Origin of the sequence: Nocardiopsis sp. NPDC006938, from assembly GCF_042869555.1 — a bacterium.
Classification (GTDB): Bacteria; Actinomycetota; Actinomycetes; order Streptosporangiales; family Streptosporangiaceae; genus Nocardiopsis.
Window position 1 is genome coordinate 61,765 of the sequence record NZ_JBIAGA010000018.1, and the last position, 12,885, is coordinate 74,649.

The following is a 12,885-nucleotide window of genomic DNA, read 5'->3' on the forward strand; positions in this document are numbered from 1 at the left end:
CAAGCAGTGGAGGGCGAGCCGGTCATGAGCGAACTCCGCGAGACGGACTGGGAGGCCCTGCGCGAGGCCGCCCGGGAGGCCATGCGCCACGCCTACGCGCCCTACTCGAACTACCCGGTGGGCGCGGCGGCGCTGGTCGACGACGGCCGGACCGTGAGCGGCTGCAACGTGGAGAACGCCTCCTACGGTGTGGGCCTGTGCGCCGAGTGCGGTCTGGTCAGCGCCCTGCACGCCTCCGGGGGCGGCCGCCTGGTGGCCTTCGCCTGCGTGGACGGGCGGGGTGAGACCCTGATGCCGTGCGGGCGCTGCCGTCAGCTCCTGTACGAGCACGGCGGGCCGGACCTGCTGGTGGACACGCCCGAGGGCATCTGGCCCATGGAGCGCGTCCTGCCCCAGGCCTTCGGGCCGCAGCACCTCGCCTGACGGGCGCAGCAACCACGATCGTCTCCCCGGTCGCCGGTCCACGGCGGCCGGGGAGACGTCGTTGCGCACCACCTCTTCACGACGGAAGGAACAGGACATGGACGTCATCGAGATCATCCGCGCCAAGCGCGACGGGGGGCGGCTCTCCCCGGAGCAGATCGACTGGGTGATCGGGGCCTACACGCGCGGCGAGGTGGCCGAGGAGCAGATGGCGGCGCTGGCGATGGCGATCTTCCTGCGCGGCATGGACCGCGGCGAGGTCGGCCGCTGGACCGAGGCGATGCTCGCCTCCGGCGAACGTCTGGACTTCACCGACCTGGCCCGCCCCACCACCGACAAGCACTCCACCGGCGGGGTGGGTGACAAGATCACCCTGCCGCTCACCCCCACCGTGGCGGCCTGCGGCGCGGCCGTCCCGCAGCTGTCCGGTCGGGGGCTCGGCCACACGGGCGGCACCCTCGACAAGCTGGAGTCGATCCCCGGCTGGCGGGCGTCGCTGTCCACCGAGGAGATGCGGGCGGTCATCACCGAGACCGGCGGGGTGATCTGCGCGGCCGGGAGCGGGCTGGCGCCCGCCGACCGCAAGCTGTACGCGCTGCGCGACGTGACCGGCACCGTGGAGTCGATCCCGCTGATCGCCGCCTCCATCATGAGCAAGAAGCTCGCGGAGGGCACCGCGGCCCTGGTGCTCGACGTCAAGGTGGGGTCGGGCGCGTTCATGAAGGACGCGGACTCCGCCCGCGAGCTGGCCCGCACCATGGTGGACATCGGCAACGACCACGGTGTGCGCACCGTCGCCCTGCTCACCGACATGGCCACACCCCTGGGCCGTCAGGTCGGCAACGCGCTGGAGGTCGCGGAGTCGGTGGAGGTGCTCTCGGGCGGAGGGCCCGCCGACGTCGTGGAGCTCACCGTGGCGTTGGCCCGGGAGATGCTCGCCGCCGCCGGGATGACGCCCGGTGAGAACGGGGTGAAGGACCCGGCCGAGGCACTGCGCGACGGCAGTGCGCTGGAGTCCTGGAAGGCGCTGGTGCGCGCTCAGGGAGGTGACCCGGACGCGCCGCTGCCGGTGGCCGCCGAGCGGCGGGTGGTGCCGGCCCCGGTCGGCGGGACGGTCACCCGGCTGGACGCCTACCAGGTGGGACTGGCGGCGTGGCGGCTGGGCGCGGGCCGGGCCCGCAAGGAGGACGCGGTCTCCTTCGGCGCGGGAGTCACCCTGCATGCCAAGCCGGGGGAGCGGGTCGCCGAGGGCGAGCCGCTGTTCACCCTGCACGCGGACGAGCCGGAGCGCTTCGACCGCGCCCTCCAGGCCCTGGAGGGCGCGGTCGGCATCGGCGCCGACGCCGGTGCCGCGCCGGGGCCGATCGTCATCGACCGGATCTCCTGACCCGTCCGGACCGGGGGCCGCGCCCGGGCGCGGCCCCTAGTTCGGCTCTAGTTCGGCATGGGCGGAAGCATCTGCTGCGGCGCGGCGTCCGGGACGAGCAGGAACGCGGCGGCCGCGACGAGCACGAACAGGACGCCGACCACCAGCGTCGCCGTGGCGGTCCAGCGCGCCCATGATCGGCTCCCCGCGTTGAGCAGGGTCAGGGCCAGGGCCGAGGCGAGCACGGTCAGCAGCGCCACCGCCCCGCCCATCCACAGCTGGGCCTCGATGGACCGGATCTGCCCGGCGTCGATCGGCTGCCCGCCGAGCATGATCATGCTGGTGAGGAGCTCCAGGAGCTGGCCTGAGGAGATGGTGACGGCGAGCAGGGCCACGCCGACGATGCTCAGCGTCTCGGTGGAGAAGCCGCCGCCGGGGCGCGGCTCGGGCTCCACGGCGACGAACGCGTACTCCTCGCCGTGCTCGGCCCCGGTGAACCCGTCCTCCGCGCTGTCGGCGGTCTCCGCCGTGCCGGTGTCCGCGGTGACCCCCGGCTCGAACTTCGGCTGCGGCGAGCCCTCCCCGGTGCTCGTGGTGTTCTCGGGCCTGTCGTTGTCTTCCGGTGCGGTACTCACGCGGCCAACGTACCCGCGCACACGGATAAGCGGGACCTAAGAATCACCAGCTCAGACCAGGGATACCGCCAATTTCCGTTCAGCCGGCGGCGACGGGCGGGGTCAGCAGCGCGTACGACAGGACCGTGAGCGCGACGAGGAGCACCCCCACCAGCACGGTCGCGGCGGCCAGGTGGAAGATCCACGGGCGCGTGTCGGGGCGGGACCGGAACAGGGCCGTGGCGGCGGACAGCACGGCCAGCGCCGAGAACAGTCCGGCACCGGTCAGTTCGCCCTGGACCGCGGGTCCGAGCGTGCCCTGGGCGCCGATCAGGGTCTGGGTGTTGAAGATCCCGATCAGCTGGGTGGAGAGCAGGGTGGTGGCGAGCAGCAGGACGCCCGCCACGCCGAAGGTCGCCGGGCCGAAGAGGGAGTCCCGGCGGCGTGCGGGCCGCCCGTCGAGGAAGGCCTCGGAGGCCTCAGAGCCGACGGCACGGGCCGGGGGCAGGGAGGTGTCCGGTGTGGTCGGCGCGGCGGCCTCGGGGGTCTCCGGGGACGTGGGGGTCACGTCAGGGGTGCTGGGGGACGCGGTGTCTTCTGAGGAGGTACTCACGCGCGCCAAAATACCCCGCGTTCGTCCCGGTTTCGGTCTCCGTAACCGGTCGAATGCGGCCGGTTCCGGCCATTTCGCCCGAGAGTGCCGTTCGCCGGAAAAACAATCAGAGGTGCTTGTTCTTTTGTGTGTCCGGTGTCACCCTCGTTCCCATGACCGCTACAGCAGCCCCTCCTCTGCGGATCGGGAACGCCTCCGGTTTCTACGGCGACCGGCTCGCGGCCGTCCACGAGATGCTCACCGAAGGACCCGTCGACGTCCTCACCGGTGACTACCTGGCCGAACTCACCATGGCCATCCTCGGCCGGGACCAGCTCGCCGACCCCGATCGGGGCTACGCCCGCACCTTCCTGCGACAGATGCGCGCGAGCCTGGCCACCGTCATGGAACGCCGGGTCCGCGTGGTCACCAACGCGGGCGGCCTCAACCCGCGCGGGCTGGCCGACCGCCTCACCGAGCTCGCCGACAGCCTCGGCTTCGAGCCCCGCATCGCCTGCGTCACCGGCGACGACCTCCTGTTCCGCGCCGAGGAGCTCAATCTCGGCACCCCCCTCACCGCCAACGCCTACCTGGGCGCCTTCGGTATCGCCCGCTGCCTCGACGCCGGGGCGGACATCGTGGTCACCGGTCGTGTCACGGACGCCTCCCTCACGGTGGGCCCGGCCATCGCCCACTTCGGCTGGACCCGGGACGACCTCGACGCCCTCGCCGGGGCCACCGCCGCCGGGCACGTCATCGAGTGCGGTACCCAGGCCACCGGCGGCAACTACGCCCTGGCGCACGAACTCCACGGCCGTGACCCCGACCACCCGGGGTTCCCGATCGCCGAGGTCTTCGCCGACGGCACCTCGGTCATCACCAAGCACGCCCGCACCGGCGGCGCGGTCACCGTGGGCACCGTCACCGCCCAGCTCGTCTACGAGATCCGGGGCGCCCGCTACCCCGGGCCCGACGTCACGACCCGCCTGGACACCGTCCGCCTCGACCAGGAGGCCGAGGACCGGGTGCGGATCAGCGGGGTCGAGGGGGAGGCGCCGCCCCCGGACCTCAAGGTCGGCCTGACCGGGATCAGCGGCTTCCGCAACGAGGTCGAGTTCCTCGTCACCGGCCTGGACGCGCCCGCCAAGGCGGCCCAGGCCGAGCGGCAGTTGCGCGCGGCCCTCGACGACCGGGGACCCGCCGACCTCCGGTTCGAGTTCGTTCCCGCCCGCGACCCCCACGGCGACACCCAGGACGACGCCACCGCCCGCCTGCGCGCGGTCGCACGCGACCACGACCCGGCCGTCATCGGCCGCCGCTTCGGCGCCGCCGCCGTCGAACTCGCCCTGGGAAGCTACGCCGGGTTCCACATCAGCGCGCCGCCCCGCGACGCCCGCCCGGACGGAGTCACGGTCACCCACGCGCTGGTGCCCGCGACCGAGGTCGAACACACCGTCATCACCCCCGACGGCGTGCGCGAACGCGTCGAACACCCCGTCCGCACCAGGACGCTCACCGAGGTCCCCGAGCCCCCGCTTCCGCAACCCCCGCCCGCGGGCCCCACACGCACGGCACCGCTCGGCCTGGTCGTGGGCGCGCGCAGCGGCGACAAGGGCGCCGACGCCAACGTCGGCGTGTGGGCCACCACCGACGAGGGCTGGCGGTGGCTGGCCCACACCCTCACCGCCGACGCCCTGCGCGAGCTTCTCCCCGAGACCGCCGACCTGCCCGTCACCCGCCACCTGCTGCCCGGCCTGCGCGCCGCCAACTTCTGGATCGAGGGGCTCCTCGCCCCCGGAACGGCCCGCCGTGAGGGGCTCGACCCCCAGGCCAAGGGGCTCGGCGAGTGGTTGCGCGCCCGTCGACTACCACTCCCCGAGTCGTTGTTGGCCGCGACCCGCGCGCCCGCCCCGCTGCCCGAGGAGGGCCCATGAGCGTCCTGACCTCCGCACTCGACACCCGGAGCCCGGCCTACGCCGAGGCCAGGGACACCATGACCGCCAAACTGGCCGAGCTGGACACGGAGCACGCCCGCGCCCTGGCCGGGGGCGGCGAACGCTACGTGGAACGGCACCGCTCCCGCGGCGGTCTCCTGGCCAGGGAACGGATCGAACTCCTCCTGGACGAGGGCAGTCCCTTCCTCGAACTCTCGCCCCTGGCCGCGTGGGGCAGCGACTTCCACGTGGGGGCCAGCGTCGTCACCGGTGTGGGCGTGGTCTCGGGCGTGGAGTGCGTGATCGTCGCCAACGACCCCACCGTGCGCGGTGGCTCCAGCAACCCGTGGACCCTGCGCAAGTCCCAGCGGGCCGGGGAGATCGCCGAACGCAACCGGATGCCCATGATCAGCCTCGTGGAGTCGGGCGGAGCCGACCTGCCCACCCAGAAGGAGATCTTCATCCCCGGCGGCGGCACGTTCCGCCACCTCACCCGGCTCTCCGCCGCCGGTATCCCCACCGTCGCCCTGGTCTTCGGCAACTCGACGGCGGGCGGCGCCTACATCCCCGGCATGAGCGACCACGTGGTCATGGTGCGGGACCGCGCCAAGGTCTTCCTCGGGGGACCTCCGCTGGTCAAGGCCGCCACGGGGGAGGAGAGCGACGACGAGTCCCTCGGCGGTGCCCGCATGCACGCCGAGGTCTCCGGGCTGGCCGACCACCTCGCCGAGGACGAGCGCGACGCGATCCGGATCGGCCGCCGCGTCGTGGCCCGCCTCAACCACGTCAAGGCCGGGCCCGCCCCGGCGCGCGCGGTCCGCGAACCCCTCCTGCCCGCAGAGGAGCTCCTCGGGATCATGCCGCCCGACCTCAAGGTCCCTGTGGACCCCCGCGAGGTCATCGCACGGGTGGTGGACGGCTCCGAGTTCGACGAGTTCAAACCCTCCTACGGACCCGGTCTGGTGACCGGCTGGGCCACCCTGCACGGGTACCCGGTCGGCGTCCTGGCCAACGACAACGGGGTGCTGTTCAGCGCCGAGGCGCAAAAGGCCGCCCAGTTCATCCAGCTCGCCAACCGCTCCCACACCCCGCTCGTGTTCCTGCACAACACCACCGGGTACATGGTGGGCGCCGAGTACGAGCAGGGCGGGATCATCAAGCACGGCTCGATGATGATCAACGCCGTCTCCAACAGCACCGTGCCGCACTTCTCGGTGCTCATCGGCGCCTCCTACGGGGCCGGGCACTACGGCATGTGCGGTCGCGCCTACGACCCCCGCTTCCTCTTCTCCTGGCCGAGCGCCCGCTCGGCCGTCATGGGCCCCAGACAGCTCGCCGAGGTCGTCTCGATCGTCGCCCGCGCCTCGGCCGCCAAGAAGGGCCAGCCCTACGACGACGACCAGGACGCCGCCATGCGCGAGCTGGTGGAGAACCAGATCGAGGCCGAGTCCCTGCCGATGTTCCTGTCCGGGCGGGTCTACGACGACGGCGTCATCGATCCCCGTGACACCCGCACCGTCCTCGGGCTGTGCCTGTCCTTCGCCAGCAACGCACCGGTCCGCGGCACCGACCGCTTCGGTGTCTTCCGAATGTGAGAAGGGGAGGACCATGACCCCCACCGAACCCGCCGCCCCCGCCGCGTCGCCCGCCCCGCCCACCGACCCCCGGGTACCCGGCCCCTCCACCGCGCCCATCCGGCCCGTCGGCACACTGCTGATCGCCAACCGCGGCGAGATCGCCCGCCGGATCATCCGCACCTGCCGGGCCCTGGGGGTGTCCGCCGTCGCCGTGCACGCCCCCGGAGAGGAGAACGCCGCCCACGTGCGCGAGGCCGACACCGCCGTCCGCCTGCCCGTTCCGGACGGGGGCGGCCCCGTGGACGCCTACCTCGACCCCGGTGCCCTCGTGGCCGCCGCCCGCACCGCCGGTGCCGACGCCGTCCACCCCGGGTACGGCTTCCTGTCCGAGAACGCCGACTTCGCCCGCGCCGTCACCGCTGCGGGACTCACCTGGGTGGGGCCCTCCGCCGAGGCGGTCGAGCGGATGGGTTCCAAGACCCTCGCCAAGGAGGTCGCCCGCGACGCCGGGGTGCCGGTCGCCGACGCCCTCGACCCCGCCGACGTCCGCGCCGACCACCTCCCCGTCCTCGTCAAGGCCGTCTCGGGAGGCGGAGGACGCGGCATGCGCGTGGTCCGCGACCTCGACTCCCTCGCGGCCGAGACCGCGTCCGCGCGGAGCGAGGCGGCCTCGGCCTTCGGCGACCCCGCCGTGTTCTGCGAGCCCTACGTGGAACGCGGCCGCCACGTCGAGGTTCAGGTCCTGGCCGACCAGCACGGCACGGTCTGGGCCGTGGGCGAACGCGACTGCTCCGTTCAGCGCCGCCACCAGAAGGTCCTGGAGGAGGCTCCAGCGCCCGGACTGCCGGAGCCCATCCGCCGCCGACTGCACGCGGCCGCACGCGACCTCGCCGCCGCCATCGGCTACACCGGGGCCGGGACCGCCGAGTTCCTGGTCCCCGTCACCGAACACGGCTGGGGAGACCCCGTCTTCCTGGAGATGAACACCCGACTCCAGGTCGAACACCCGGTCACCGAGTGCGTCACCGGCCTCGACCTCGTGGAGTGGCAGCTGCGCGTCGCCGAGGGCGAGCCCCTGCCCGACACCGGGCCGCCCGCCCCGCGCGGCCACGCCGTGGAGGCCCGGCTGTACGCCGAGGACCCCCTTGACGACTGGCGGCCCCGCACCGGCACGCTGCGCGCCTTCGAGGTCCCCGACGCCCGCTCCCGCTTCGCCCCGCTCGCCGAGCCGGGAGTCCGCCTCGACCACGGGGTGGAGGCGGGCGACACCGTCGGCACCGACTTCGACCCCATGCTGGCCAAGGTCGTCGCCTACGGCAGGGACCGCCGCGACGCCCTGCGCCGTCTCTCCGCCGCCCTGGCCCGCGCCCGCCTTCACGGGGTGGGCACCAACCGGGACCTGCTCGTCCGCGCCCTGCGCCACCCCGACCTCGCGCACGCCGACCGCAGGCCAGAGGGGCTGCACACCGGGTTCCTGACCGGCGACCGGCTCGCCGGGCTCGCCCGCCCCCTCGCCGACCACACCGCCGAGGACCTGTCCGCGCTCGCCGCCTCCCTCGCCGCCGTGGAGGCCGCCCGAGGGAGCGGCGTGCTCCCCGCGGGGGTCCCGGCCGGGTGGCGCAACCTGCCCTCGGCCCCGCACCGGCGCCGCCACACCACGCCCGAGGGCCGCGAGACCACCACGTCGTTCAGGTCCGTGCGCGGCACCCACCTGCCCGAACGGGAGGGGGTGCGGGTGCTCTCGGCCGCGCCGCAACGCGTGGTCCTGGAGGTCGACGGGCTCCGGCACGCCTTCGACGTGGACCGGGCCGGGAGCCGGGACGGGTCCGGCACCGACGTGTACGTGGACTCGTCCTTGGGAGCGGTCGTCCTCACCCCCGTGGACCCGCTCCCCGCCCCCGAGGCCGCCGTCGACCCCGGTGTCCTGCCCGCGCCCCTGCCCGGCACGGTCACCTCCGTGGAGGTCGCCGTGGGGGAGCGGGTCGCGCCCGGCCAGACCCTGCTGCGCATGGAGGCGATGAAGATGGAGCACCGCGTCACCGCGCCCGCCGCAGGGACCGTACGGGAGCTTCCGGTCGCCGCCGGGGACCGGGTCCCCGCAGGGGCACCGCTGGCCGTCCTCGACCACACCGACAACGAAGGGCCTGATCAGTGACTGGTGCCATGACCTTCAACGAACCCCCCGAACGCGTCGAACTGCGCGCCGCCGTCGCGGACCTGGCCGCGAAGTACGGCTCCGAGTACTACCGGGCCAGGGCGAAGGAGGGCGCCTACCTCACCGAGCTGTGGGAGGAGGCGGGCGGCCTGGGCTACCTCGGTGTCAACATCCCCGAGGAGTACGGGGGCGGGGGCGGCGGCATCGGCGACCTGGCCGCCGTCCTGGAGGAGTTCAGCGCGGCGGGCTGCCCCACCCTGATGATGGTGGTCTCCCCGGCCATCTGCGGCACCGTGCTGTCCCGCTTCGGCACCCCCGAGCAGCGTCGGCGCTGGTTGCCCGGCCTGGCCGCCGGAACCACCATCATGGCCTTCGCCATCACCGAACCCGACGCCGGGTCCAACTCCCACCGCATCACCACCACCGCGCGCCGCGACGGCGACGGCTGGGTGCTCAACGGACGCAAGACCTTCATCTCCGGGGTGGACGTCGCGGAGGCCGTCCTCGTCGTCGGGCGGGTCCAGGACGAGGACACCGGCCGCCTCTCCGCCGCCCTGTTCGCCGTCCCCGTCGGCACCCCCGGATTCACCTCCCAGCGCATCGAGATGGACCTGGTCAGCCCCGACCACCAGTACCAGCTGTTCCTCGACGACGTACGGTTGCCCGCCGACGCCCTGGTCGGCGACCCCGAGGCCGGGCTCCTCCAGCTCTTCGCCGGGCTCAACCCCGAACGCATCATGGCGGCGTCCCTGGCCACGGGCAGCGCCCGCCACGCCCTCGACAAGGCCGTGGCCTACGCCAAGGAGCGGACCGTGTGGCGCGACCGCCCCATCGGTTCCCACCAGGGGCTGGCCCACCCGCTGGCCCAGGTGAAGATCGAGACGGAGCAGGCCCGGCTGATGACCCAGCACGCGGCGCTCCGCTACGATTCCGGCGACGACGCGGGCGCCGGTGAGGCGGCCAACATGGCCAAGTACGCCGCCGCCGAGGCGTGCGTGCGGTCGGTCGACCAGGCGGTGCAGACCCTCGGCGGCAACGGACTGGCCAGCGGGTACGGGCTGGGTTCGGCGATCGCGGCCGCCCGCCTGGCCCGGATCGCCCCGGTGAGCCGGGAGATGGTCCTCAACTACGTGGCCCAGCAGTCCCTCGGGCTGCCCAAGTCGTACTGACACGGGAGAGAAGAGGGCGCGGTGGAGACGGCATCCGACCGGGAGCCGAGACAGGAACGCAGCCGGGCCACCCGGGCCCGGCTGCTCGACGCGGCGGTGGAGTGCCTGGCCGCGCGCGGCGTGGCGGGGGCGACCGTGGGAGCGGTCGCCGAGCGCGCCGGGGTGTCCCGGGGCGCCGCCCAGCACCACTTCCCCACCCGCGAGGACCTGCTGCTCGCCGCGCTGCGGCACATGGTGGACGTCCGGGGCGCCGAACTGCGGCGCAGGGCCGAGGCCGTCGCCGGAGGCCCCGGGCGCACGGAGGCGGTGGTGCAGATGGTGGTGGACGCGTTCAGCGGCTCCGGGTTCAACGCCGCCCTCCAGCTGTGGGCCGGGGCCGCCAGCGACCCCGCGCTGCGGGAGCGCGTCATCCCCCTGGAGGAACAGGTGGGACGCGAGGTGCACCGGGCGGCGGTGGAGCTGCTCGGCGCCGACGAGTCCGTGCCCGGCACCCGGGAGGCGGTCCAGGCCACCCTCGACCTCGCCCGGGGCCTGGGCCTGGCCAACCTCCTGACCGACGACGGACCCCGCCGTCGACGGATCGTCCGGCAGTGGGCCGCGATGCTCGACCAGGCCCTGGAGACCAGCCGGTAGGTTCGTACGGTGAGCGCCTACCACCCCGGAGTGGCGGGCGATTATGATCGAGGCCGGTGGTCGGGGGAACCCACCCCGGCGCCTCCTCACGACAGTGCTGCGGACGGGATGGTGGACCGGTGGGTGCGGATGCGGGTAGGGACCTCCCCGACCTGGCCAGACGGGCGGTGGACGCGTTCTCGGAGAGCGCCGCGCGCGGCAGGGACCGCGACGCGCTGATGGACACCGCGTTCGCGCGGTTGTTCGAGCTCTATCAGGCCACGACCGAGGCCGAGCGCGGATCACCGGCCGGGCAGAACTTCAACGCGACCCTGGCCGAGCTCCTCGTGAGCGGTAACAACCCGGTCCGGCTCAGCCTGTACGTGGTGCGCAGCCAGACCGCCGCCGAGCACGGTCGGCACGAGGGCTACCGCCCGGCCTGCTGGCGCCGGTCCATGATCCAGATCCTCGGCGACGCGTTCGTTCCCCTGGACCGCTTCCTGCGGCCCATCGATCTGGAGGCGCTGCCCCGGATCGACGACGCCCTGGAGGCGGTGGCCGCCGACGCCAGTCCGGCCACCGTCGAGGCGGTTCCCGCCTGGGTGCCCGAGACGCACTGGTGGTGGTGGGAACCGGCCCGTCAGCGCGGTGAGGAGACCCCTTCGCACACCCGCGCCGACAGCGGCACCCTGGACGCCGTCACGGACTGACCGGCGGTTCCCTCAGGGAGTCGAACCCGCCCCGGGCCGGGACCAGGTGCACCTCTCCGGGCCGTGCGGTGTCCACCGTCTCCTGGAGGTGCAGCATGAGCAGGTCGAAGGCCTCGACCAGGCCGCCGTCGCGCCGGGTGCCGAACGCGGTCACCGCGTCCTCGACCAGGTCGCGCAGGAGTGCCGTCAGGGCGGGCGGGTCCAGGTGCAGCACCAGGGACTCCTCCAGTTCCCGGCCCCGGAAGCAGACGATCCGTACCCCGCGCTCGCCGGGCAGCACCTCGGCCCGTCCGGCGGCCCGGTAGGTCACCGGAGCGCCGATGCCGCTGGGCCGGACCACGGTCTCGGCGCCCTCGCTCAACTCTCTGACCAGCAGGTTCCAGGTCTCGCGCTCGTCCATGCCCCCATGGTCACCCCTGAGGCCGTGTGACGCCAGAGGCGGGCGGGGTTCGTTTCTCAGCGCACGCCCCGAACGCCCCAGACGGCGGCCGCTCCCAGCAGGGAGACGATCCCGCAGATCGTGTACAGCACCGGGTAGCCGCCGAAGTGGACGACCACCGGACCGGCGAGCGCGGGGGCCACCACCTGCGGGCCGGTGCTCGCGATGTTGACGATGCCGAGGTCCTTGGCCCGTCCCTCGGCGGTCGGGAGCACCTCGGTGACCAGCGCGTTGTCCACCGAGAGGAAGACGCCGAACCCCACGCCGAGGACCACCGCGCACACCAGCACGGTGCCCCAGGTGGGGGACAGGGCCAGCGCGAACGCGGGCAGTCCCATCACGGCCCCGGCGAGGGCGACCAGGCCGCGGCGCCGCCCGATCCGGTCCGAGACCATCCCGGCGACCACGGTGGTGGCCACGACCGCCGTCGTGTACACGAGGATGAGCGTGAGCAGCCCGTCCGTGGCGGAGGAGCCGGGGAACAGCTCCTCGTAGCCCACGGCGTCGCGCAGGAAGTAGAGCAGGTAGAGGACGAACATCGCGTTGCCGGTGCCGATGAGGAACCGGGTGAGGAAGGCCCACGCGAAGTCCGGGTGGCGGCGGGGGGAGACCCACAGGCTCCGGACGAGGTCGCGCCAGGGCGGTCGGGCCGCACGCGGCAGCGGGGGGTCGGGGGAGAGCAGGGCGAAGGGCAGCGCGCACACGAGGGTGAGCACGCCCAGGAGCGCGTACCCGGGCGAGATCTCGGTGACGACCACGGTGACCAGGAGGACGGCCGCGACCACCCCCGCCGACTGGGGGATGCCGATCCATCCGGAGACCGCCCCGCGCTGGCTTCGGGGCACGTGGTCCGGGACGGCGGCGAGCAGGGTGGCGTTCAGGCAGGACAGCGCGGTCTGCACGAAAGCCCAGCCCAGCAGGACGCCGCCGACGCTCTCCTGCGCGCCGAGGACGACCAGCCCGACACCGCCGAGCAGGGCACCGGCCAGGACCCAGGGCCGTCGGCGGCCCAGGGGGCCGGTGGTGCGGTCCGACAGCGCTCCGGCCAGCGGGGTGGCGACCATGGCCATGGCCGCGCCGATCCCGGTGACCCAGGCCAGGGCGGTCTCCTTGTCGGTGGGGCTGACCCGGCTGATCTGTTCGGGCAGCAGGACCTGGAGGGGGCCGAAGAAGGCCATCCACATGCCGAGGTTGGCCAGGCTGATCCCGGCCACCCACAGGGCGCGGACGTCGCGTGTGGGTTCGGCGAGGGCGCGGGGCGGCGCCGGGGGTGTGCGCACGGTGTGACCCACCT

At 73.8% G+C, this 12,885-nt stretch carries 12 protein-coding genes; 8 read left to right on the forward strand and 4 right to left on the reverse strand.

Going from position 1 to position 12,885, the window contains the following annotated elements:
* The first annotated feature begins 6 nt into the window (after positions 1–6).
* Together ACFYL4_RS23150 and ACFYL4_RS23155 are read left to right on the forward strand one after the other, a co-directional pair.
* Positions 7–423 carry a cytidine deaminase gene (locus tag ACFYL4_RS23150; RefSeq protein WP_387520903.1) on the forward strand — a complete coding sequence of 139 codons (417 nt, stop codon included), beginning with the start codon at positions 7–9 and terminating at the stop codon, positions 421–423.
* Between the two features lie 97 nt (positions 424–520).
* Positions 521–1,810 carry a thymidine phosphorylase gene (locus tag ACFYL4_RS23155; RefSeq protein WP_357759383.1) on the forward strand — a complete coding sequence of 430 codons (1,290 nt, stop codon included), beginning with the start codon at positions 521–523 and terminating at the stop codon, positions 1,808–1,810.
* Positions 1,811–1,857: 47 nt separating this feature from the next.
* Here ACFYL4_RS23155 and ACFYL4_RS23160 read toward each other — a convergent pair whose 3' ends face one another.
* Both ACFYL4_RS23160 and ACFYL4_RS23165 read right to left on the reverse strand, forming a co-directional pair.
* Entirely contained in the window at positions 1,858–2,424 is a 567-nt protein-coding gene (locus ACFYL4_RS23160; protein WP_387520906.1) for a hypothetical protein, read from the reverse strand.
* 79 nt (positions 2,425–2,503) lie between these two features.
* A complete protein-coding gene (locus ACFYL4_RS23165) occupies positions 2,504–3,016 on the reverse strand; it encodes a hypothetical protein (RefSeq protein WP_387520909.1) in 513 nt (170 codons plus the stop codon).
* 152 nt (positions 3,017–3,168) lie between these two features.
* Here ACFYL4_RS23165 and ACFYL4_RS23170 point away from each other — a divergent pair, with 152 nt between their 5' ends.
* The 6 genes from ACFYL4_RS23170 (at position 3,169) to ACFYL4_RS23195 (ending at position 11,152) form a co-directional block, all read left to right on the forward strand.
* On the forward strand, positions 3,169–4,929 hold the full coding sequence (locus ACFYL4_RS23170) for an acyclic terpene utilization AtuA family protein (RefSeq protein ID WP_387520912.1): 1,761 nt from the start codon (positions 3,169–3,171) through the stop codon (positions 4,927–4,929).
* A complete protein-coding gene (locus ACFYL4_RS23175; RefSeq protein ID WP_387520914.1) occupies positions 4,926–6,524 on the forward strand; it encodes an acyl-CoA carboxylase subunit beta in 1,599 nt (532 codons plus the stop codon). The genes ACFYL4_RS23170 and ACFYL4_RS23175 overlap by 4 nt, the downstream gene beginning before the upstream one ends.
* 13 nt (positions 6,525–6,537) lie before the next feature.
* Positions 6,538–8,661 (forward strand): biotin carboxylase N-terminal domain-containing protein, encoded by a 2,124-nt coding sequence (locus ACFYL4_RS23180; protein ID WP_387520917.1) that lies wholly within the window; start codon positions 6,538–6,540, stop codon positions 8,659–8,661.
* Positions 8,662–8,669: 8 nt separating this feature from the next.
* Positions 8,670–9,830, forward strand: a complete 1,161-nt coding sequence (locus ACFYL4_RS23185) for an acyl-CoA dehydrogenase family protein (protein ID WP_387520920.1) — start codon at positions 8,670–8,672, stop codon at positions 9,828–9,830.
* Between the two features lie 21 nt (positions 9,831–9,851).
* The gene (locus ACFYL4_RS23190) at positions 9,852–10,463 is read left to right on the forward strand and encodes a TetR family transcriptional regulator (RefSeq protein WP_357759401.1); all 612 of its coding nucleotides are present in this window, start codon (positions 9,852–9,854) and stop codon (positions 10,461–10,463) included.
* A 167-nt stretch (positions 10,464–10,630) separates the two neighbouring features.
* Complete coding sequence (locus ACFYL4_RS23195) at positions 10,631–11,152, forward strand: hypothetical protein (RefSeq protein ID WP_387521011.1); 522 nt, start codon at positions 10,631–10,633, stop codon at positions 11,150–11,152.
* On the opposite strand, the gene ACFYL4_RS23200 is transcribed toward ACFYL4_RS23195, so the two are convergent.
* Together ACFYL4_RS23200 and ACFYL4_RS23205 are read right to left on the reverse strand one after the other, a co-directional pair.
* On the reverse strand, positions 11,142–11,552 hold the full coding sequence (locus ACFYL4_RS23200) for a hypothetical protein (protein WP_357759404.1): 411 nt from the start codon (positions 11,550–11,552) through the stop codon (positions 11,142–11,144). The genes ACFYL4_RS23195 and ACFYL4_RS23200 overlap by 11 nt on opposite strands.
* 56 nt (positions 11,553–11,608) lie before the next feature.
* Positions 11,609–12,871: an MFS transporter gene (locus tag ACFYL4_RS23205; RefSeq protein ID WP_387520924.1), complete on the reverse strand. Its 1,263-nt coding sequence runs from the start codon at positions 12,869–12,871 to the stop codon at positions 11,609–11,611.
* Positions 12,872–12,885 lie beyond the last annotated feature (14 nt).